We start from the raw sequence: 19,991 nt of genomic DNA, 5'->3' as shown, positions 1-19,991 counted from the left end.
CGAAATGTAACTGATAAGGCAATCCCGAGGTCTTTCAGAGCCGGGTTCCGAATGCCCCGCAACCCCTTGCGGGGCGGGGTGGGGTCAGGGTTTTGGCCCGGCCCTTGCCAATGGCGCATCTGTCATCCCCGGAAGGCGACTTCCAACAGGTGTGCACAGGCGGGGCCGGACCCCACCCCACCTTGATCCTCCAAAACCCGTCGCAGCCGAACATTCGGATCAGGCCTTTTCCAACAGAACCGACCCCACGGAATAGCCCGCGCCGAACGAGCAGATCAGGCCGTTATCCCCGCTCTCAAGGTCATCGGAATACTTGGAAAACGCGATGATCGACCCTGCGGACGATGTATTGGCGTAGTCCTGAAGAATGTTCGGCTGTTCCTCGGGGGCGGGGACACGCCCCAGAACTTTCTTGCCGATGAAATCGTTCATCGACTTGTTGGCCTGATGCAGCCAAAGACGCCGCAATTCATCTGGCGCAACGCCGTCCTCCTCCAGATGCTGCGCAATATGGCGCGACACCAGCGGCAGCACCTCCTTGAACACCTTGCGACCCTCCTGCATGAACTGCATGTCACGCCGATCCGCCATTCCGTCGGGACGGGTACGGCGCAGAAAGCCGTTGTTGTTACGGATGTTGTTGGAAAATTGCGTCGCACAACGGGTCGAGCGGATCACAAAATGCGCCCCCCGTGCGTCCTCGGCCCGTTCCAGCACCACGGCGGTGCAGACATCGCCGAAAATGAAATGACAATCGCGGTCGCGCCATTCCAGATGGCCCGAACATATCTCGGGGTTCACCACCAGCGCACGGCGCACCGACCCTGACCGGATCATGTCAGCCGCCGCCTGAATGCCGAACGTGGCCGAGGAACAGGCCACGTTCATGTCAAACGCGAAACCGCCCGCACCCAGCAATTGCTGTATCTCGATCGCAATCGCCGGATAGGGGCGCTCGTGGTTCGAAGCTGCGCAGATCACCAGATCGACCTCGCCGGCCTCGCACCCGGCCTGTTTCAACGCCTTGCCACATGCATCCAGTGCCATTTCGGCCATGATCGAAGACTCGTCATCGCTGCGCTGACGCAGCAACGGGTGCATGACCGCCGGGTCCAGAACCCCGGTCTTGTCCATCACATAGCGCTGTTCGATCCCGGACGCACCGACAATGAACTCGGGCGATGACATCCCCTTGGTCTCGACCTCGCCCACAGCGATGGCGGCGGCATTCTCGGCGTTGAACGCCTCGGCATAGGCGTTGAAGGTTGCGACCAGTTCTTCATTGGTGATGACCTGATCGGGCGTGAAAACCCCTGAGCCTGTGATCGCGGGCTGAAACATTGGCGGACCTTTCCAAAACGTCCCGCAAGATCAACGCAGCCCTGCCCCCGCGTCAAGTGTGACGACGCGGCAGGGCGTCCCCGAACCTGACGGTCGTATTGATCAGGGCAGCCTTCAGGATATCAGGTTGGGAGGTGTTTCACCATTCAGGGCCGCGCTCAGGTTTTCCACCGCCATCAGTCCCATAGCCTCGCGCACCTCCAGCGCCGCCGTTCCCAGATGCGGCAAAAGCACGACATTCTCCAGGGCGCGCAGGGCATCGGGCACCTTCGGTTCATTTTCATAGACATCCAGCCCCGCCCCGGCGATCTGCCCGCTCCCAAGAGCGGCAATCAACGCGGCCTCGTCCACCACATCGCCGCGTGCGATGTTGACGAAATGCGCCGTGGGTTTCATCGCGGCGAACAGATCGGCGCCGATCAGGTGATGCGTCTCGGCCCCACCCGGCACCGCCACCACGACGATATCCGCCCTGGCGGCCAGATCCTGCATCGTGTCGGCACGGTCGGCATCAAAGCCCAGATCCTTCTCGGAGCGATTGTAATAGATCACGTTCATGCCGAACCCGAAATGACAACGGCGCGCGATGGCCTGGCCGATCCGGCCCATACCGATAATGCCCACCGTCTTGCCCGTGACATGCAGGCCCAGCATCTGCGTCGGATGCCATCCAGCCCAACCACCGGCGCGCACCAGCCTTTCACCCTCTCCGGCGCGGCGCGCACTCATCAGGATCAGCGTCATGGCGATGTCGGCGGTTGCGTCGGTGACCGCGCCCGGCGTGTTGGTCACCATGACCCCGGCGGCCTTGGCAGCGGTCACATCGATATGGTTATAGCCCACCCCGAAATTCGCCAGCACCTTGCAGCGTGGACTTTCGGCATCGCGAAACACCTCGGCCGAGAACATATCGCCCAGCGTTGGCAGCACCCCGTCATAGAGCGTCAGGGCGGCGCGCATCTGGCCGATCTTCAGCGGCGCGGTGTCGTCGCGCACTTCGACCTCGTCGAACAACTCCCGCGCCCGCGTCAGAACCGCCTCGGGCAGCGGGCGGGTCATGTAAACACGGCTCAATGCATTCTCTCCCCGTTGGGAATGCTGCTATCCGGCCCCAAAAGCACGATATCGCCATTCGTATCCGAAAGGCCCAGAACCAGAACTTCGGACATGAAGGGCCCGATCTGGCGCGGCGGGAAATTGGTCACGGCGATCACCTGCCGCCCCTGCAGGTCTTCGGGCGTGTAATGAGCGGTGATCTGGGCACTGGTTTTCTTCTCGCCCAGTTCCGGGCCGAAATCGATCCACAGCTTGATCGCGGGCTTGCGCGCCTCGGGGAAAGGTTCGGCGCGCACCACGGTCCCCACACGGATATCGACCTTGAGAAAATCCTCGACACCGATCAGATCAGTCATTGCGTAACTCCCTTGAACGGTCGGCAGCGGCCCGGACCGTATCTGTCATCAATGGCGGCAAGCCATTGTCTTCATTCATCAAAACTTCAAGCCCCGCCTGTGTCGTGCCATTGGGGCTGGTGACGTTGACCCGCAACTGCGCGGGCGTTTCATCGGCAGCCTCCGCCAGAGCCCCGGCCCCGGCGACAGTCGCCTTGGCCAGTTGCATCGCCAGATCGGGTGCCAGCCCTTGCGCTTCACCGGCACGGGCCAGGCACTCGATCATGTGAAACACATAGGCCGGGCCGGAGCCGGACACGCCGGTTACCGCGTCCATCTGGTCCTCGGTATCAAGACGCACCACCTGTCCCACCGCGCCAAGCAGTTGTTCGGCCATGTCCAGATGCCCGGCCTTTGCATGATCGTTCCCGATGATGGCGGTGATCCCGCGGCCCACGGCAGCGGGGGTGTTGGGCATCGCGCGGATAATCGGGCTTTGCGCGCCAAGTGCTTGTTCAAAAGAGGAAATCGGCGTTCCCGCCGCGACCGAAACGAACAGGGTTTCGCCGTTTCCCATAGCCGCGATGGCGGGCAGGGCATCGCCCATCATCTGCGGTTTGACGGCGATCAGGACGATGGCGGGGGTTTCGGGCAGGTCGGCATTGATGTGAACGCCACTGGATTGCAGCCAGTCCGACGGGTTGGGGTCGATCACCCAGACCGATCCGGCGGGCAATCCGCCATCGAGCCAGCCTTGCAGCATGGCCGAGCCCATCTTGCCACACCCCAATAAAACAAGGCCTTTGCGGGCTAGGTCCTGCATATCCATGACTAAATCCCTCTTGCCTGTTCGCAAAATTCCCAAGGCAAGAGATACGCGGGGCGCCGGGTCTCTGCAATGGCGCCCTGCGGGGTGGTGGGGTCAGGCGCGGCCGTAGGCTTCGGCAATGGCGGCCTGAATAGCGTTCTTCGGATGCTGGTCGCCCCAGATAACCAATTGAAATGCCGGATAAAATCTCTCGGCATTGGTGACGGCGGCACGGATCAGCGTATCGACCTGTTCAGGGCTGACGGATTGCGCGCCCGTCATCACCAGACCATAGCGATAGACCATCAGCTTCTGCTCGGCCCAATAGGTGAACGCGCCGGCCCAACACTGATCGTTAACATCGTTAAGTATATGATATAGCGCAGGAATTTTACCCTCTGGCGGCTCCATTTCAAAGGTGCAGACCATGCGCAGGGTTTCGTCATAGGCCGACCAGGCGAGGGTGATGGAGTAGGTGCGCCATTGGCCCTCGACCGCCATGGCGATCTGATCGTCAGCGATCCTGTCGAAATCCCACTCGTGGTGTTCAGCGAGATATTCAACGATATCAATGGGATGAAGGTCTTCTTGCAAGAACTGCTCGGACAATGCCATGGCGCCACCTCGTTTTTTACGTAGCGCCGGGGCTTGGCAGCGCCCCAAGCGCTAGGTGCCTGCTCAACAGACAGGGGAGAATTCCACCTGTCCTACTAAATATGGTGCGCAGTTTGGAAGCACCTGTAAAGCTATTTGTTGGGGATAACCGCAATAAGTTGTGGATGACTCGAAAAAGGCCGCAAGATCGGGCACCTTTTCTGCCCGACCGCCCATGCCCCCTGCCGTTTCGTACGAAACGTACGATGTGTACGCGGGTTTTGTACGAAACCGAGGGGCCTGAAGGAAAGGTGCGTCCATTGTGGACGCAAACCGGACGCCGGGCGTACGTCCTGCGCGCCTATCGTTCCGAAGCGGCCTGACCGGCCAGTTCGACCGCCCGCCGGACGACAACCTCGGCCCAGTCGGGAACCTCACCCAGCCACCGCTTTCGCGCCGACGCAAATGCCGAATGATCCAGAAGCCGGGCCTCTGCAATATCCGCCAGCGTATCGCGATCTCCAGGCTGCACACAGGTTATCAGATCACGACGTGCCAGCCCGGCCACATATCCCCAAAAATCGACACCGGCATAAATCGCCGGCAGTCCCAACGCGACGGCTTCGCAGGCCATGGTCGCACTTTCGCCCACATAAAGATCACAGTGCCCCATGAGATGGTGAATGAGCTGAGGATCGCCACGGAAAAGATAGGGCGCAACGATGTCCGGCGCGTCCGTCTCGGCACTGACATGCAGTTTTCCGAGCGGGGCAAGGCGTGCAACCAGCTGACCAAGCTGATCCTCGCTGAGGCCGGTTTTGCCGATGTCGTGGTTGGCCCCCCACTTCACCAGCCGCATGAAGATATTCCGCCGCTCGGGATCGAACCCGAGGGATTTCGCCACGTCGAGATCCGGCGTGAAGGCCGAGGGATGAAAATAGCTGAAATCCTTGGTGCCGGGCAGGTATTCGGTACGCCCCACGGGTGTTTTCCCGGTATAGTCGCCAGGAACGATCAGGCGAGTCAGGAACGGCCAGGCCAGCCGGGTTTGCAGGGTCGCGTATTCACTATCGTAGACGATCAGGGACGGCACGCCCGTCAACCATCCGACCTGTGACACCGAAACGCCGCCGAAGCCAAGCATCAGATCCGGCCGGTCACGTCGGACGATACGCCAGAGAGCAAGATTGCGGCGCAACAATTCCATGCCGAGCCCAACAACCCCATCTCCCTTGGTGCTGATCGGAATGTGGTCGATTTCGAACCTGTCGAGAAGCGCGCAGGCCACATCCTTGTGGCGCGAAACGACCGTCGTGCGATGCCCCGCCTCCTGCAACATCCGCATCGGGCGGATGAAAAACAGAACGTCTGCGGGGTGGACGATCTCGATCAGGAAATGCATGTCATCGGGTCACACGATCTACTGCAGGGCCGGTCCGCCATAAATCAGGGCAGTCCCCCATCGGCGCAAGCCCTGTTTCGAACCGGCCCGAAGCCACCCAGGAATTGTGACTCCCCAGGCACAGTATGGAAAAGGTCTCTCCTCTGGCTTGCGCGGGACAAGGCGAAACCGGAATAGTGGACAAAAACAACACCGGGCAATAAGGCACAAGAACAGCCGTGAAACACGTCGTGCAGATATCGGCCCGCAACTCGGCCCCGATCCCCCCCGGACCGGTCAGCGCTGATGTCAGGCGCGATCGGGCAGCATGCCGGCATGACTGACGGCACCGATACCACGGCCCCGCGCAGAATCTGGCGGATCGATCTGGCGCTGTTGCTGCGGGTAGGTATTGCCGTGGCCGTGGCGTTGAGCCTGCATCTGGTGCTGACTCAGGAAATCAACTGGGACGAATTTTTCTACCTGTCGCAGGTTCACAGTTATCTGCGGGGCGACCTGAACCTGCCCTTGCAGACAATTCACGTTCATTTCTGGAACTGGCTGCCGCTGACCGGGCAGGATGAGATCGGGCAAATCCGCATTGCCCGCGTGATCCTGTGGCTGGTCCAGTGCGGTACGATATGGGCGCTTTACCGGCTGGCACGGGAATTTTTCGACGATATCCCGGCGCTGTTCACGCTGCTGGTCTACCTGTCTTTCGATTACGTCCTGGTCAACGGCACCAGTTTTCGCACGGATACGACGGCGGTGTTTTTCCTGATGGCAAGCCTTGTCGTGTTGCTGGGGCCGCTTTCGGCCTGGCGCATGGGACTGTTCTGTCTTCTGGTCGCACTGGCGGGGTTGGTGACGGTCAAGGTCATTTTCTATGCGCCGGCCTATATCGGGCTGGCGCTGTGGCGGGTCATGAACGCCGGGCATCGCTGGCGCATGGTGTTGCGATTGGCGATCATGGTGGTGGGCACCTTTGCCGTGTTCGCCGCGCTTTACTTTGCCCACAAGGCCAGCCTGCCGGGTGGCGGCAATGCCGCGGCGGGCCGGATGCTGAGCGGTGCCGCCAGGATCACGCTGATGGAAAGCGGGTTTTTCCCGAGGTTGGATTACCTCTACCTCACGGCGCTTTACGCCCCGGTGTCGGTTGTCCTTGTGGCGGCGGGCGCATTGGTCGTGCTGTTTGGCGGTCGGGGCCTGTCCGGGGGATGGCGGGCGGTTCCGGTTCTGATCCTGCTGGCGCTGCCGCTTGGGTCGTTCGTGTTCTATCGCAACGCGTTTCCCTATTACTACGCCTTCATCCTGCCACCGGCGATGTTGCTGGCCGGTGCGGTGATGGCGGGCGTTGACCGGCACAGGGCGGTCCAGAGCGGCCTGGCCGTTCTTGTGACCATTACCATCGTGTTTTCGTGGCGCGCCCTGCCCGAGCAGGGATTGGCCCACCAGGCCCGCACCATCGAGGCCGTGCACCGGATGTTTCCCGAGCCGGTGGCCTATTTCGACCGCTCCAAGACGATCGCCGGCTTTCCGCAGGCCGGGTTCTTCATGACGAGCTGGGGCATGTCGGGCTATGCCAAAGGCGGGCGTGCGGTGTTGCACGAGGCGATGAAGGAGCGGGCCGTTCCGCTGCTGCTGCTGAACAGTCCGCATCTGGTGGCCGCCGTGGATCCGGACGCGCGACAGCCACGCCAAAGCCTGCTGGATGCCGACCGAAAGGCATTGGCCGAAAATTACATACCGCATTGGGGTGTCATCTGGGTGGCGGGTAAAAACCTGTCGCTCGCGGGGGAGGACCAAACCATCGAAATCCTTGTTCCCGGCCCCTACACGGTGGAAGGCGATGCCCCGGTTGTGGTGGATGGCAGGGAATATGCACCGGGCGACGTTGTCACCCTGACACGCGGGCCGCATAGGGCGGGCGGGCTGGGAGAAGTGGTTTTGCGGTGGGGCGATCATCTGTTCCAGCCCGAGGCCCCCGCCCCGGCGCCGCCGTTCTTCAAGGGGTTCCGGCCAAGCCCGAATGCGATGTCCCAGGACCGGGGCAAGGCGAAATTCCCATGACACATCATGTCACCCTGACTTTGACCCGGTTCAACGAGCCCGATGACTTGCTTGAAAGCGTTCTGGCCCATCTGGCGGCGCAACGCGGGGTGGCCGGTGAAATCCTGTTTATCGAGCAGAGCACGGACAGCCCCCTCGACGCGGCAAGGGTCGCGAATGACCGCTGGTCTGTACGCACGATCAGAAAGCGCCTGCCGGGCCTGTCGGCAGCGCGGAACCTGTCGCTGGCAGAGGCCGCGCATGACAGGGTGTTGTTTTGCGATTCCGATGCCCTGGCCGATCCCGGATGGGCCAGCGCCATGAACGATGCGTTTGACGGCCCGGATGTCGCGGTGGTGGGAAGCCGGATCCTGCCGCACTGGACGCGCCGCCCCCCGATCCTAGCCGCCTCGCGCGTGGTGCGCGACCAGTTATCGCTCTACGATCTGGGCGGGGATACGATCGAGGTGCGCCGCGTGGTCGGGGCCGGTTTCGGAGTGGACCGCTCATTATTCGCGTCCGAGATGTATTTCGACGAAGATCTGGGGCGGCGAGACGGCAAGTTGTTCGGCGGCGAGGAAAGCGATCTGTGCGCGCGCGTCAGGGCTGCGGGCGGGCGTGTGATCTATGCGGGACAGGCGCGGGTCGATCACGTGATCCAGCCCGAGCGCCACAGCACCCGCTGGATTCTGAAGCGGCTGTATTACGCCGGTCTCGGACGCGCCACGGTGAAAGGGCAGCCCAGCCCGTCACGCAAACCGGGGCTGGCGGACTGGCTGTTGCTCCCTGTCATCCTGCCGCCCTACGCGCTGGGATGGCTGCGCGGAAGGTATGGGGGATAGGCTGGGAACGTCAGGAAAAATACTGCCCCCAGATACGATAATCTTCGGCATAAAATGTACGTAGCGCAGCATATGCTTCAGGTGACAGATCGCTCACACTCAACTTCGGCCCACCCGTCTGCTCATGCGGGATTTCGAGGTGAACGCCAGAATGGTTCAACAGCGCGACGAAATCATCCAGTTGCGACAGATCGAAGACATGAGCAAAGCGGCCGGGGTCTTTGCCGATATACCGTGTCACCGACCTGAAATGATGTGCAATGCTTATTGTCATTGGAATGTACTTTTCGATGTTCAGAGCGAAATCATTCAAACCGGGCGTACGCGTCAGCCCGGCGGCATCGAGTTTGCGTTGTGGGGCATCGTCAAGGTCCTTGTGAAACATAATACGGTTCCGGTAACCCGACACGGCCCGCTTAATCGGGTCACGCACGATGCAGACCCATTCATCGCGCGATGTCTTCAGCCACGGAGTCCAAGGACGCATTTTGTAGCTTCTGATGTATTCATGCACATTCTGCTCACTTGGTTCGCGGCTTTTGAAGCTTTTGTATTCCTCAGGAGAATTATGCTGCATGATTGCCGTTTTAAGGGACGTACAAGCGATCTTAGGAACGGGAAAATAGACCAGATTGGTTCCTTTGATTTTGACGGACACTCGAACCTCCCTCCTTGATTGATCTTTAGCGCTTACGCTTTTTAGCTGCTCGCACAATACCTTGGCATGAAGGGTAGCCATATTGGCGCAAACAAGCATACGTTACACGTTGTTCATAAGACGTCGTTGGGTTCACCATATCTCTACCAGCGAGCTCCAAACTTATCCTTTGCGTTCGATGCCGCATCTTTTATCGCGGAAACGGGTCAAAGCGTCCAGCGGCAAACATTTTCAGCCTGGGAACAGTTCGTTGTCGACGACGGATCGGCTGATGCAAATGCCGCGAAGGGCGGGCGAGTGGCAGCTTGGCATGCGTTGAAGACAGGCTGCCGTCAGTGGGTCAGCCGCGTTTTGTCCCGCCGGCCCGCAAGGCCGATATCAGATCGGGGCTGAATCCCAGGTGCCTGCGCACGGCGAGCAGCATCATCAAATTCACGACGATCATCGCGCCGAGCATCGACATGGCCGCGCCGACCGCACCGTGAGTGGGTATGAGGAGGCTTCCCAATGCGATGTTGACTGCAACGCCCGTGATCTGCGGCAGCAAGGCCGACCGGCCATGTCCCGACATGTTGAGAAGCGGAATCACAAGTCCGGTCGCGCAGGTCAGTATCTGAGCGGCGACCACCCACCACAGGGCGGAAGCGGATTGCAGGAACGCCTGACCGAACAGCCCCAGAATGAAGGGGGCGAACAGGATCAGGCCGAAGGTCACTGCGGCGGCCACCGCCGTGGCCGCGATGGCCGCCTTGTGGCTGATGTCTTCGACACGCGCATGCTCACCCTGAGCGTACAATTCCGCGACCCGCGGTCCGAACCGTATGGAAACGGTATGCAGCCCCATTGTCAGGAGCAGCGAAATGCGGGCAACGGGCTGGAACAGGCCGGTTTCCTGCGGCCCGGCCCACCACCCCAGCATGAGCGTGTTGATCTCGTTCAGGGCAAGGACCGCGATGCCGGTGACATAGAGCGGCGCAGCCTCGTGAAGCCATTGCCGGGGCTGGGCCTTTGCAGGGGGTGTGCTGCGCAGCAGTGCGGTCTTGCGAATGACGGCGACCCCCACCGCCAGCGCGGCCACGCCGGCCGCAGCGATCACGATGTGGATATAGGCGCGCGGATCGATGGACAGCCCCGCCGCCCATATCGCAAGCAGGACCGAAGACTGCAGGATCGGACGCAGAAGCAGCATCGGCCCCTGCGCCATGAAGACCTTGCCAAAGCCGCTCATCACCGACTGTCCGAAGTGGATGAGCGTGAGAAGCGGCGCCAGAAGCGCAACATAGATCGCGAGATCGCCTGCGGGCGCGAAGCGCATCCCGACAGCGAGGTAAAGGGCGATGAACCCGAGCGTGAAGCCGGTTCCGATCAGAAGAGTCATGCGCAGGAAGCCGTGCAGGCGATCGAAGGCCTCGAGCGCGTTGAGACGGGCGACCTCTTTGACGCTGAGCACGTTCGCGCCCCCCATCGACAGGGTGGCCAGCACCAGCGACAGGGAAAAGACGACCGCGACCTGGCCATACCCTTCGGGCCCCAGCAGGCGGCCTGTGAGCACCGCTTGCAGAAACCCGATCCCGAGGCTTGCGATCCGCAAAACGAGACTGAGGACAGACGCGCGCGCGACAGGGCCACGCCCCTGCGCCTTGATGCGCGCGATGATGGAAGAGCCCGTCACGTCCTGAACCGCCAGTGTGCCTTGTAAAAACCGTTGGGACCGATGCCTTCCATGAAACGCCGCCCCCGTCCAGAAAAAAGCCTCTCGGCGTCGGGTGGCGTGTTTGGCGGGGGTCGAAAAAGCGCGGCCGCGCGAGGGGGATTACTTCGCGGCGTTTTCCAGCGCTTCGATCCGGGCCTTGAGGGCCTCGTTTTCCTCGCGGGCTTTCTGGGCCATGGCGCGGACGGCGTCGAATTCCTCGCGCGTGACGAAATCACGGTCGGCCAGCCAGCGGTCGATCATGGATTTCATGGCCGTTTCGGCCTCGGTCCTGGCGCCCTGGGCCACGCCCATCGCGTTGGTCATCAGTTGCGAAATGTCGTCGAGCACCTTGTTGCGGGTTTGCATGGGTTTCTCCGGCGTTACGTTCGCTCCCTATATGAGCCTTCGTATCCGGCGGGACAAGGATTGACTTCCCCGCGCAACCAGAGGCACAGAGACGCACATGCAGGCCATGATCCCCTTCCCCGAAATTTCGCCCGAGATTTTCTCGATTACCGTGTTTGGCATGGAGTTCGCGCTGCGCTGGTATGCGCTGGCCTATATCGTGGGCATCCTGATCGGCTGGCGGCTGGTGGTGGCCGCGGTCAAACGGCCGCATCTGTGGCGCGGCAACGCGGCACCGATGGATGTGCGCGCGGTCGAGGACCTGCTGACCTGGGTCATTCTGGGCGTGATCCTGGGCGGGCGGCTGGGATTCGTTCTGTTCTACCGGCCCGCCTATTATCTGGAGAACCCCGCCGAGGCGCTGCAGATCTGGCAAGGGGGCATGTCGTTTCATGGCGGGCTGCTGGGTGTGGTGACGGCCTGTATCCTGTTTTCACGGCGCCGCAGCATCCCGTGGCTGTCGGTGGCCGATGTGCTTTGCATGGCCACCCCTGCGGGGCTGTTGCTGGGCCGTATCGCCAATTTCATCAATGCCGAACTGTGGGGCAGGCCCACCGACCTGCCCTGGGGCGTGGTGTTTCCGGGGTATTATGCGCAGGACTGTCCCGGCGTCGAAGGACCGTGCGCGCGCCATCCGTCGCAATTGTACGAGGCCGGGCTGGAAGGGCTGTTGCTGGGCGCGATCCTGCTGTGGCTGGTCTGGCAGCGCGGGGCGCTGAAACGGCCCGGCCTGGTGACCGGCGTGTTCTTTGCGGGCTATGGGCTGTCGCGTTTCGTGGTCGAGTTCGCCCGGCAGGCGGATGCGCAGTTCATCACGCCCGACAACCCGATGGGCTGGGTCGTGCAGGCGGGTGGCATGGGCCTGAGCATGGGGCAGCTCCTGTCGCTGCCGATGGTGGTTCTGGGGCTGGGATTTGCCCTGTGGGCGCAGCGGACCAGGGCATGAGCGGGCTGCGCGACATCCTGATCGCGCGGATCGTGGCGCAGGGGCCGATGACGCTGGCCGACTACATGGCCGAATGCCTGCTGAACCCCGAGCATGGCTATTACGCCACGCGCGACCCGTTGGGCGCGGGCGGCGATTTTACCACCGCGCCGGAAATCAGCCAGATGTTCGGCGAATTGCTGGGCCTGTCGCTGGCGCAGGCATGGCTGGATCAGGGCGCGCCCGCGCCCTTCACGCTGGCCGAATGCGGCCCCGGACGGGGCACGCTGATGGCCGATGTGCTGCGCGCGACGCAGGCCGTGCCGGGGTTTCACGATGCGGCGCAGGTGCATCTGGTGGAAGCCTCGGCCACGTTGCGCGACGTGCAACGCGCCACGCTGTCGCGGGACGGGGTGGTTTGGGCGGAGACCATCGAAGACCTGCCCCAACAGCCGCTGTTCCTGCTGGCGAACGAATTCTTCGACGCCTTGCCGGTGCGCCAGTTCCAGCGCGACGGCGAGGGCTGGCGCGAACGCTGCGTCGGGGTGAAGGACGGGGCGCTGACCCTCGGGCTGGCCGACCGGCAACAGGCCCCGCATCTGGCGTATCGGCTGGACGACACGCGCGACGGCGATATCGTGGAATTATGCAGGCCCGCCGCCCATGCGGCTGAGGCGATCGGCCAGCGGATCGCCCGCCACGGCGGCGCGGCGCTGATCGTGGATTATGGCGACTGGCGCTCGCTTGGCGATACGGTGCAGGCGGTTCGCGATCACAAGGCGGCCGATCCTCTGGCCGATCCGGGGCTGGCCGACCTGACCGCGCATGTGGATTTCGAGGCGCTGGCGCGGGCCGCCGCGCCCGCGGCGCATACGCGCCTGACTGCGCAGGGGGTCTTCCTTGAACGGCTCGGGATCACGCCCCGCGCCCAAAACCTGTCCAGAGGCTTGAGGGGCGCGGCGTTGGAAAGTCACATTGCGGCACATCGGCGCTTGACCCATCCGCAGGAAATGGGGACGCTCTTCAAGGTGCTTGGCCTTTATCCCGAAGGCGCAAGCCCGCCACCGGGATTGGAACCATGACGCTGGAGATCATCACCGCCGACAGCCTTGCCCCCCTGCGGCACGGGTTCTTTACCCGGCGCGGCGGGGCGTCGTCGGGGGTGTTCTCGGGGCTGAACTGCGGCCCCGGATCGTCGGACCAGTCCGAGATCGTCAGTATCAACCGCGCACGCGTGGCCGAGGCACTGGGGGTTTCACCCGATCATCTGGTGACGGTGCATCAGGTGCATTCCGCCGATGCGGTGACGATCGACGGCCCGCTGAGCGAGCGGCCCCGCGCCGATGCGCTGGTGACGGCCACGCCCGGCGTGGCGCTGGCGGTGCTGACCGCCGATTGCCAGCCGGTTCTGTTTGCCGATCCGCAGGCGGGCGTGATCGGGGCGGCCCATGCGGGCTGGCGCGGGGCTCTGGACGGTGTGCTGGAGGCCACGCTGGACGCGATGGAGGCGCTTGGCGCGGCGCGGGAGAACATCACGGCGGTGATCGGCCCCTCGATCAGCCAGCGCGCCTATGAGGTCGGGCCCGAATTTCTGGACGATTTCATTGCCGAAGATACCGCCAACTCCCGGTTCTTCGCCAATGGCGAGGGGGATCGGTATATGTTCGACCTGCCCGCCTACGGGCTGCACCGGCTGCGACGCGCAGAGGTGGGACAGGCGGAGTGGACCCGGCACTGCACCTATTCCGATCCGGCCCGATTCTTTTCCTACCGCCGCACGACCCACGCCAAAGAGGCGGATTACGGGCGGATGATATCGGCCATCCGGCTGTGAATCGGGCGAAGACGGGGCAAAACCGACCACAAGTTCGCCCCATTTCACGGAAACAATGCCGGATTGCGGGCTATCGGCACCCTGCCGGTGAGATTGATATTCCTTTGAAATCAATGCCCTGAACAAATTCGGCCGGTTTTACCCCTTTTCGGCATAATCATGGCGAAAATGCCGGTCGATTTTCTTGCAACCGTCAAATCATGGCCCGAAACGCAGGACAGTATCTGCCTCAACGGGACGAAACCCGACGAGCAGAGAACAATGAGGACGACCATGAAAAAGCGTTGGATGAAATCGGTGATCGAAACCAGCAAGCGGCAAATGCCGGCCCTGCCCTATCAGCGGGACGTGCGCCGCGCCGCGAGCGCCGCCTCCATCACCGGGGCACGCCGCAAGGTCAGGATCGCCTGACCCGGATCACCTCAGCGCGGGCCGCCTCCTGTGCGGCCCGATTCGATGGCTTGATGTCCGAATTGTGGCAGACCAGACCATCAAACGGGAACAAACCCCGCCTGGCACACGTATTACCCTGCCAGAAGAAACAATTTCCTCAAAAATTTGACAGCGCGGCCCCGTGGCGGCGATCTTTGAATCCATTACAACGAGAATGGAAATCTGTCCTTCTGTCGTTGTCGGTGGGGGCCGACGCGGATGTGACGACCAACTGGTGACGTTACATGACAACCCCTCCTTTCGCCGCCCGCATTCCGGCGGCACACGCCCCATCCATACGCCCTGTTTCCACAGGTCAATCCCGATCCGAGGCAACCGACACGGTCCGCAAGCGGCAGATGCTGCGGAAATACCGCATCCTGAGCCTGCGCAACGACGGGTCGATTCATGAAACCGAGAATATCGGCCCTGCCACCGCGCCGTTCGAAGCGGCATTTTCCGCCTTTGCGCGCGGCACGCTGATCAAGACGACGACCGGCCCGGTCGCGGTGGAAGATCTGCTGCCGGGCATGAAGATCGTCACCTGCGAACACGGCCCGATGCCGTTGTTGTGGCTTGGGGCAATGACGCTGGTGCCCGACGCCGAAGGAACCGTTCCGCAAAACCGGCGGATCACCCGGATCATGGGCGACGCCCTTGGTATGGGGCGTCCGATGATGGACGTGATGGCCGGCCCCGGCGCGCGGCTTTTGTCCCGGCCCCTGGGCCTGCGCGACAGTTTCGGCGGCGAACAGGTGCTGACCCCGGCGCGCGATCTGGCGGACGGGATGAGCGTGGTCGAGATCACCCCGGCGCATCCGATCACGGTGTTCCACATCGCGCTGCGGCGGCATTCGACGATCTGCGCGGGCGGTCTGGAATTCGAAACCTACCACCCCGGCGCAGGGTTCGAGCGCCACATGAGCCAGAACATGCTGTCGCTGTTCCTGTCCTATTTCCCGCATATCCGCGAAGCGCACCAATTCGGCGCGCTGTCGCATCCGCGCCTGCCCTTCGGGACCGCCGCGCAAGACATGCAGATGGCCTGAATTCGGTGTCGGACGGCGCGCGCTGTCCGGTCAGGCGGAGTGGCTGAGCCTGTCTTCGAGAACGTCGAAGGGCACGCCGGGCTCGTCCTTGGCCCCGCGGATGACCAGCGAGGTCTTGACGCTGGCGACATTGTCGGCGGCGGTCAGTTCCTCGGTCAGGAACCGCTGAAAGGTGGACAGGTCGGGCGCCACGCATTTCAGGATGAAATCCACCTCGCCGTTGAGCATGTGACATTCACGGACCAGCGGCCATTCGTTGCAACGCGCCTCGAAGGCGCTGAGATCGGATTCGGCCTGGCTCAGCAACCCGACGCTGGCAAAAACCTGCACCTCGAACCCCAGTTCGCGGGCATCGACATCGGCGTGATAGCCCCGGATATAGCCCTGCTCCTCCAGCGTGCGCACCCGGCGCAGGCAGGGCGGCGCGGAGATTCCGACGCGCTTGGCCAGTTCGACATTGGTCATGCGGCCATCGGCCTGAAGCTCGGCCAGTATCTTGCGGTCGATCTCATCGAGGCGGGTTGCGGGCATGATTCGCTCCAATCGGGGGTTTTGGGAAAGTTATAACAACCCCGCAGGCGCCCGCAATATTATTTCAAAGCTCGGCAATATTGTTAAGAGGCGGCCTGACGCCTTTCCCAGGCGCCACGATCTGAAAGCGACCGCGTCCTGCGCGGGCCCTTTTCCAGTCCCGGCGGTCATAAATGCGTGCGACAGGTCATGTGGGGTTTTGCCTGATGGCTGTGAGGGCTATATGCAGCCAGAGCCGAAACACCGGAGATTCCCCATGACCGAAACCCGCCACACCAAATGCCTTATCATCGGCTCCGGCCCCGCCGGATATACCGCAGGCGTTTATGCCAGCCGCGCCATGCTGGAGCCGATCCTCGTGCAGGGGATCGAACCCGGCGGGCAGCTGACCACCACCACCGAGGTCGAGAACTGGCCCGGCGATACCGAGGTGCAGGGCCCCGACCTGATGGTTCGCATGGAGGCCCATGCCAAGGCGATGGGTGCCGAGATCATCGGTGACATCATCACAGACCTCGACACCGAAAGCCGCCCCTTCGTGGCCAGGGGCGACAGCGGCACCACCTATACGGCGGATGCGGTGATCCTCGCCACGGGGGCGCGGGCCAAATGGCTGGGGCTGGACAGCGAAGAGGCGTTCAAAGGCTTTGGTGTCAGCGCCTGCGCCACCTGCGACGGGTTCTTTTACCGGGGCCAGGAGATCGTGGTGATCGGCGGCGGCAACACGGCGGTCGAAGAGGCGCTGTTCCTGACGAATTTTGCCAGCAAGGTCACGCTGATCCACCGCCGCGACGAGCTGCGCGCCGAGCAGATCCTGCAAAACCGCCTGCTCAAACATCCCAAGGTGGAAACCCTGTGGTTCCACGAGCTCGAGGAGGTTCTGGGCGAGGACACCCCCAAGGGCGTGACCGGCGTGCGCGTCAGGAACAACCAGACCGGCGAAAGCACCGAGATCCCCTGCAAGGGCGTGTTCATCGCCATCGGCCACGCCCCCGCCAGCGAGCTGGTGAAAGGCAAGGTCGAGATGCATCACGGCGATTACGTCAAAGTCGAGCCCGGCAGCACGCGCACCTCGGTGCCCGGCATTTTTGCCGCGGGCGACCTGACCGACCATGTCTATCGGCAGGCCGTCACCAGCGCCGGGATGGGCTGCATGGCCGCGCTGGACGCGGAACGCTTCATCGCCGAACAGGACGGCTGAGCCGGTCTGACCCAAAGGACACGCCTGCGGCGCGACAGAGGGAGCGCACTTGCGCACGCTGATGGGGGCGCTGTCAATCGGGGTGGATGTCGCGCGGTGTGCACCCGGATTCGAGGATCACGGCGACCCAGTTCACGTCGAGTTCGAGCCCCAGGCCGTTCAGCCAAGCCTGTTGCAGGCGGTAGGCGGGTAATTCTTGTGCGCCGGGGCAGTACCAATGCCCATGCGCGGCCTGCCGGTGGTGGGTCAATTCGTGCAGGAGGACACTCACGTCATGGGGATTCCTGGCGCTCCAGGGGCGGATCAGCCAGATGGTTTCGGCGTCGGGATCATAAAACCCGCGCGTATGTGAGGCGTTGCTCGCGGTGCGCATCGGCGCCATGCGCGCGATATGGGCCCAATAGGTCAGGCGCACTGTTGGGGCCGCCTTGCGGCGGGGCAGATCGGAATTCGCATCGAGCCAGCCGTCGAGATGCGTGACAAGCACCTGTACATCGCGCGCCTCACGCCGTGCCAGAGGGTCACCGGCCTGGGCGGGCGGGGGCAGGAGCAAAAGACAAAGGACGATGGTGCGGGCCAGCCGATAGCGGGCTCGGGGCAGGAAGCACATGGCGTCCTCCGGGGTCTGGTTTGGACTGAATCTGTTAAGATGTTACGATGGGGCCCGCGCCCCGCGCAAAAGGCCATTTTTCAACCGCAGTTGAAAGGCATTCACCTGCCATGGGTCGACAACTACCTTCCTTCGCGGCGGTCAAGGCCTTTGAGGCTGCCGCGCGCCACAAGAGCTTCAAGAAGGCGGCGGAGGAACTATGCCTGTCGCCCTCGGCGATCAGCCACCAGATTCGCGCCCTGGAAGAGTATCTGGACACCGCGCTTTTCGAGCGTGACGGCAATCGGCTGGACCTGACATTGACGGGGACGGGATATGCCGGGAAGCTGACCGGCCTTCTGGATTTTCTGGATGACAGCACGCGCGCGGCGCGGCAAGCGGAGCAAAAGCCCCTGCGCGTCTTGTGCACGCCGGGATTTGCCGCGCGATGGCTTGTCCCGCGCCTGCCCCGCCTGCCGTTTGGAGACCGGGTGCATTTGCGGGTGTCGACCGGGGCGCCATCGCTTGATTTCGCCACCAACGACAGTGATGTGGTGATCCAGTGGGCGGATGACCAAGTACCGGGGGTTCGAAGCGATCCGCTTGTACAATCAAGCCGCTACCCGGTCATCGCCCCCGCCTTGAAAGAAGCGGAAGGGATCGAGCGGCCCAAGGACTTGTTGGGCATGGTCTTGATGTATGACGAAACCGATGATGCGTGGGAGCAATGGTTCGCTGCGGCCGGCCTGACGCCCGGGACGTTGCCACCCGGCCCGGTGTTTCCCAATTGCGAACTGGCGACCACGGCGGCGGAACAGGGCGGCGGGGTATCGCTGGCCTATGACGCGATGGTACGTGACACGGTGGCAAGCGGACGACTGGTGCGCCTGTTCGATACCATCACCATACCATCGGTGATCTATTCGATAGCCTATGCCGAGGATCGCGGAGGGGATGCGATGATCCAGCAATTCCGCGACTGGATTTTCGACGAGGTCGAGCGGTCGCAATCGGTCGTACAACGGGGCTCCGCAGCGGAATAGATCAGCGGCGCAGATGTGAAAACGGCGCAGGTCACCCTGCGCCGTTTCGTGTTTCAGCAGATCGTCAGGCGATCAGTTGGGGACCACCTCGCCCGTGGGGCGCGGGGTATCCAGGGTTTCGTTGGGCAGGATCGGATAGGTCACCTGCGGCACCTCGCCGGTCAGCGAGCCGAGGAAGGCCACGATCTTGTCCACCTCGTCGTCGTTCAGTTCGGTCCCGAGCTGCGAGGTGCCCATGATGGCCACGGCCACCTCGAGATCCCACACCTTGCCCGAGTGGAAATAGGGCGCGGTCTGGTCGATGTTGCGCAGCGGCGCGGCACGGAACACATAGGAATCGTCCGCCGTTTCGGTCACGGCAAAGCGGCCCCGGTCATCCGGCGGCAGAACGTCGGCGCCCGGCTTTTCGATCAGGCCGAAGGGGAAATACCCCGTGCCGCCGATGTTCACGCCGTTATGGCAGGATGCACAGCCGGTATCCATGAAGAGCGCGAGCCCCTCTTTCTGCTCGTCCGTCAGCGCGTTGTCGTCGCCATTCAGGAAGGCGTCGAAGGGCGCGGGCGTGATCAGGGTGGCCTCGTAGGCCTCGATCGCCTTGGCGAAGTTGTCGAAGGTGACCGGATCGTCCTCGCCCGGGAAGGAGGCCTTGAACCAGTCCTGATACTGCGGCATCGAGTTCAGCGTCGCCACCACGTTGGCCGGTGTGTTGGCCATTTCGACCCCGGCCTGAACCGGGCCCTTGGCCTGTTCGGCCAGGTCGGCGGCGCGACCGTCCCAGAACTGCGCCTCGTTGAACACGGCGTTCAGCACCGTGGGCGAGTTGCGCGGACCCTTCTGCCAGCCGTGACCGATCGAGGTGGGCATGTTGTCATCCCCGCCCGTCGCCAGGTTGTGGCACGAGTTGCACGAGAACACGCCCGATGCCGACATGCGCGGATCGAAGAACAGGGCCTTGCCCAGGTCGATCTTTTGCGGTGTCACGGGGTTGTCCGTCAGCGCCGGAATGGTCGACGGCAGGGCCGCAAACATTTCCAGCGCTTCATCGCGCAATTCCGACGCAGACGCCGCGGACGCGAGCGCCATTGCAGACGCTGTTCCAAGCGCGATCTTCCAAATAGATGTCATTTTAACCTCCAGACTGGTCAAGCAGGATTCGCACGTTTGTAGTTATTCTAATTTCAAGGTGCCCGATCGCCATTGATGTGCATCAAATAGTGCATATTGA

General features: G+C 62.7%; 21 protein-coding genes. 9 read left to right on the top strand and 12 right to left on the bottom strand.

Features of this window, described 5'->3' with window-relative positions; genetic code table 11:
* Nucleotides 1-219: 219 nt before the first annotated feature.
* From KPG71_RS13730 to KPG71_RS13705, 6 genes are all read right to left on the bottom strand, one after another.
* The gene (locus KPG71_RS13730; RefSeq protein ID WP_216338561.1) at nucleotides 220-1,341 is read right to left on the bottom strand and encodes a beta-ketoacyl-ACP synthase III; all 1,122 of its coding nucleotides are present in this window, start codon (nucleotides 1,339-1,341) and stop codon (nucleotides 220-222) included.
* Between the two features lie 114 nt (nucleotides 1,342-1,455).
* Nucleotides 1,456-2,415, bottom strand: coding sequence for a D-glycerate dehydrogenase (locus KPG71_RS13725; RefSeq protein ID WP_253196261.1), 960 nt, complete (start codon nucleotides 2,413-2,415; stop codon nucleotides 1,456-1,458).
* Nucleotides 2,412-2,753 (bottom strand): tRNA-binding protein, encoded by a 342-nt coding sequence (locus KPG71_RS13720; protein WP_216338560.1) that lies wholly within the window; start codon nucleotides 2,751-2,753, stop codon nucleotides 2,412-2,414. The genes KPG71_RS13725 and KPG71_RS13720 overlap by 4 nt, the downstream gene beginning before the upstream one ends.
* Nucleotides 2,746-3,561 carry a pyrroline-5-carboxylate reductase gene (gene proC / locus KPG71_RS13715; protein WP_216338559.1) on the bottom strand — a complete coding sequence of 272 codons (816 nt, stop codon included), beginning with the start codon at nucleotides 3,559-3,561 and terminating at the stop codon, nucleotides 2,746-2,748. Before proC ends, KPG71_RS13720 begins: the two co-directional genes overlap by 8 nt.
* Before the next feature lie 93 nt (nucleotides 3,562-3,654).
* Entirely contained in the window at nucleotides 3,655-4,155 is a 501-nt protein-coding gene (locus tag KPG71_RS13710) for a YbjN domain-containing protein (protein ID WP_216338558.1), read from the bottom strand.
* A 340-nt stretch (nucleotides 4,156-4,495) separates the two neighbouring features.
* Entirely contained in the window at nucleotides 4,496-5,536 is a 1,041-nt protein-coding gene (locus KPG71_RS13705; protein WP_216338557.1) for a DUF354 domain-containing protein, read from the bottom strand.
* 315 nt (nucleotides 5,537-5,851) lie between these two features.
* On the opposite strand from KPG71_RS13705, the gene KPG71_RS13700 reads away from it, so the two are divergent.
* Nucleotides 5,852-7,585: a glycosyltransferase family 39 protein gene (locus KPG71_RS13700; RefSeq protein WP_216338556.1), complete on the top strand. Its 1,734-nt coding sequence runs from the start codon at nucleotides 5,852-5,854 to the stop codon at nucleotides 7,583-7,585.
* Entirely contained in the window at nucleotides 7,582-8,406 is an 825-nt protein-coding gene (locus tag KPG71_RS13695; RefSeq protein WP_216338555.1) for a glycosyltransferase family 2 protein, read from the top strand. The genes KPG71_RS13700 and KPG71_RS13695 overlap by 4 nt, the downstream gene beginning before the upstream one ends.
* 10 nt (nucleotides 8,407-8,416) lie before the next feature.
* Here KPG71_RS13695 and KPG71_RS13690 read toward each other — a convergent pair whose 3' ends face one another.
* The 3 genes from KPG71_RS13690 to KPG71_RS13680 form a co-directional block, all read right to left on the bottom strand.
* Complete coding sequence (locus KPG71_RS13690) at nucleotides 8,417-9,064, bottom strand: sulfotransferase family 2 domain-containing protein (RefSeq protein ID WP_216338554.1); 648 nt, start codon at nucleotides 9,062-9,064, stop codon at nucleotides 8,417-8,419.
* Nucleotides 9,065-9,404: 340 nt separating this feature from the next.
* The gene (locus KPG71_RS13685; protein WP_216338553.1) at nucleotides 9,405-10,736 is read right to left on the bottom strand and encodes an oligosaccharide flippase family protein; all 1,332 of its coding nucleotides are present in this window, start codon (nucleotides 10,734-10,736) and stop codon (nucleotides 9,405-9,407) included.
* A 141-nt stretch (nucleotides 10,737-10,877) separates the two neighbouring features.
* Nucleotides 10,878-11,123 (bottom strand): accessory factor UbiK family protein, encoded by a 246-nt coding sequence (locus KPG71_RS13680; RefSeq protein WP_216338552.1) that lies wholly within the window; start codon nucleotides 11,121-11,123, stop codon nucleotides 10,878-10,880.
* A gap of 97 nt (nucleotides 11,124-11,220) precedes the next feature.
* Here KPG71_RS13680 and lgt point away from each other — a divergent pair, with 97 nt between their 5' ends.
* From lgt to KPG71_RS13655, 5 genes are all read left to right on the top strand, one after another.
* Nucleotides 11,221-12,108 (top strand): prolipoprotein diacylglyceryl transferase, encoded by an 888-nt coding sequence (lgt, locus tag KPG71_RS13675; RefSeq protein ID WP_216338551.1) that lies wholly within the window; start codon nucleotides 11,221-11,223, stop codon nucleotides 12,106-12,108.
* A complete protein-coding gene (locus tag KPG71_RS13670) occupies nucleotides 12,105-13,169 on the top strand; it encodes a class I SAM-dependent methyltransferase (protein ID WP_216338550.1) in 1,065 nt (354 codons plus the stop codon). The genes lgt and KPG71_RS13670 overlap by 4 nt, the downstream gene beginning before the upstream one ends.
* Complete coding sequence (pgeF, locus tag KPG71_RS13665; RefSeq protein WP_216338549.1) at nucleotides 13,166-13,921, top strand: peptidoglycan editing factor PgeF; 756 nt, start codon at nucleotides 13,166-13,168, stop codon at nucleotides 13,919-13,921. The genes KPG71_RS13670 and pgeF overlap by 4 nt, the downstream gene beginning before the upstream one ends.
* 273 nt (nucleotides 13,922-14,194) lie before the next feature.
* Nucleotides 14,195-14,332 (top strand): hypothetical protein, encoded by a 138-nt coding sequence (locus KPG71_RS13660; RefSeq protein ID WP_216338548.1) that lies wholly within the window; start codon nucleotides 14,195-14,197, stop codon nucleotides 14,330-14,332.
* Between the two features lie 266 nt (nucleotides 14,333-14,598).
* Nucleotides 14,599-15,402 carry a Hint domain-containing protein gene (locus KPG71_RS13655; RefSeq protein ID WP_216338547.1) on the top strand — a complete coding sequence of 268 codons (804 nt, stop codon included), beginning with the start codon at nucleotides 14,599-14,601 and terminating at the stop codon, nucleotides 15,400-15,402.
* A gap of 30 nt (nucleotides 15,403-15,432) precedes the next feature.
* On the opposite strand, the gene KPG71_RS13650 is transcribed toward KPG71_RS13655, so the two are convergent.
* Nucleotides 15,433-15,933 carry an Lrp/AsnC family transcriptional regulator gene (locus KPG71_RS13650; protein ID WP_216338546.1) on the bottom strand — a complete coding sequence of 167 codons (501 nt, stop codon included), beginning with the start codon at nucleotides 15,931-15,933 and terminating at the stop codon, nucleotides 15,433-15,435.
* 256 nt (nucleotides 15,934-16,189) lie between these two features.
* On the opposite strand from KPG71_RS13650, the gene trxB reads away from it, so the two are divergent.
* Nucleotides 16,190-17,134: a thioredoxin-disulfide reductase gene (gene trxB, locus KPG71_RS13645; RefSeq protein ID WP_216338545.1), complete on the top strand. Its 945-nt coding sequence runs from the start codon at nucleotides 16,190-16,192 to the stop codon at nucleotides 17,132-17,134.
* 73 nt (nucleotides 17,135-17,207) lie between these two features.
* Here trxB and KPG71_RS13640 read toward each other — a convergent pair whose 3' ends face one another.
* Nucleotides 17,208-17,744, bottom strand: coding sequence for a DUF6647 family protein (locus KPG71_RS13640; protein WP_216338544.1), 537 nt, complete (start codon nucleotides 17,742-17,744; stop codon nucleotides 17,208-17,210).
* Nucleotides 17,745-17,854: 110 nt separating this feature from the next.
* On the opposite strand from KPG71_RS13640, the gene KPG71_RS13635 reads away from it, so the two are divergent.
* The gene (locus KPG71_RS13635) at nucleotides 17,855-18,766 is read left to right on the top strand and encodes a LysR substrate-binding domain-containing protein (RefSeq protein ID WP_216338543.1); all 912 of its coding nucleotides are present in this window, start codon (nucleotides 17,855-17,857) and stop codon (nucleotides 18,764-18,766) included.
* A 72-nt stretch (nucleotides 18,767-18,838) separates the two neighbouring features.
* On the opposite strand, the gene KPG71_RS13630 is transcribed toward KPG71_RS13635, so the two are convergent.
* On the bottom strand, nucleotides 18,839-19,891 hold the full coding sequence (locus KPG71_RS13630; RefSeq protein ID WP_216338542.1) for a cytochrome-c peroxidase: 1,053 nt from the start codon (nucleotides 19,889-19,891) through the stop codon (nucleotides 18,839-18,841).
* Nucleotides 19,892-19,991: the final 100 nt, after the last annotated feature.

Origin of the sequence: Roseovarius sp. PS-C2 (assembly GCF_018862045.1) — a bacterium.
In the GTDB taxonomy this organism is placed as follows: domain Bacteria; phylum Pseudomonadota; class Alphaproteobacteria; order Rhodobacterales; family Rhodobacteraceae; genus Roseovarius.
Note: the sequence above shows the minus strand (reverse complement) of the source record. Positions and strands in the feature narration are given on the sequence as shown.

Excerpts from the sequence above, each read along its gene's own strand:
- KPG71_RS13635 (WP_216338543.1), top strand. The coding sequence starts at position 17,855 with ATGGGTCGACAACTACCTTCCTTCGCGGCGGTCAAGGCCTTTGAGGCT.
- proC (WP_216338559.1), bottom strand. The coding sequence starts at position 3,561 with ATGGATATGCAGGACCTAGCCCGCAAAGGCCTTGTTTTATTGGGGTGT.
- trxB (WP_216338545.1), top strand. The coding sequence starts at position 16,190 with ATGACCGAAACCCGCCACACCAAATGCCTTATCATCGGCTCCGGCCCC.
- KPG71_RS13670 (WP_216338550.1), top strand. The coding sequence starts at position 12,105 with ATGAGCGGGCTGCGCGACATCCTGATCGCGCGGATCGTGGCGCAGGGG.
- KPG71_RS13730 (WP_216338561.1), bottom strand. The coding sequence starts at position 1,341 with ATGTTTCAGCCCGCGATCACAGGCTCAGGGGTTTTCACGCCCGATCAG.
- lgt (WP_216338551.1), top strand. The coding sequence starts at position 11,221 with ATGCAGGCCATGATCCCCTTCCCCGAAATTTCGCCCGAGATTTTCTCG.
- KPG71_RS13710 (WP_216338558.1), bottom strand. The coding sequence starts at position 4,155 with ATGGCATTGTCCGAGCAGTTCTTGCAAGAAGACCTTCATCCCATTGAT.
- KPG71_RS13695 (WP_216338555.1), top strand. The coding sequence starts at position 7,582 with ATGACACATCATGTCACCCTGACTTTGACCCGGTTCAACGAGCCCGAT.
- KPG71_RS13660 (WP_216338548.1), top strand. The coding sequence starts at position 14,195 with ATGAAAAAGCGTTGGATGAAATCGGTGATCGAAACCAGCAAGCGGCAA.
- KPG71_RS13650 (WP_216338546.1), bottom strand. The coding sequence starts at position 15,933 with ATGCCCGCAACCCGCCTCGATGAGATCGACCGCAAGATACTGGCCGAG.
- pgeF (WP_216338549.1), top strand. The coding sequence starts at position 13,166 with ATGACGCTGGAGATCATCACCGCCGACAGCCTTGCCCCCCTGCGGCAC.
- KPG71_RS13680 (WP_216338552.1), bottom strand. The coding sequence starts at position 11,123 with ATGCAAACCCGCAACAAGGTGCTCGACGACATTTCGCAACTGATGACC.
- KPG71_RS13720 (WP_216338560.1), bottom strand. The coding sequence starts at position 2,753 with ATGACTGATCTGATCGGTGTCGAGGATTTTCTCAAGGTCGATATCCGT.
- KPG71_RS13705 (WP_216338557.1), bottom strand. The coding sequence starts at position 5,536 with ATGCATTTCCTGATCGAGATCGTCCACCCCGCAGACGTTCTGTTTTTC.
- KPG71_RS13640 (WP_216338544.1), bottom strand. The coding sequence starts at position 17,744 with ATGTGCTTCCTGCCCCGAGCCCGCTATCGGCTGGCCCGCACCATCGTC.
- KPG71_RS13630 (WP_216338542.1), bottom strand. The coding sequence starts at position 19,891 with ATGACATCTATTTGGAAGATCGCGCTTGGAACAGCGTCTGCAATGGCG.
- KPG71_RS13655 (WP_216338547.1), top strand. The coding sequence starts at position 14,599 with ATGACAACCCCTCCTTTCGCCGCCCGCATTCCGGCGGCACACGCCCCA.
- KPG71_RS13700 (WP_216338556.1), top strand. The coding sequence starts at position 5,852 with ATGACTGACGGCACCGATACCACGGCCCCGCGCAGAATCTGGCGGATC.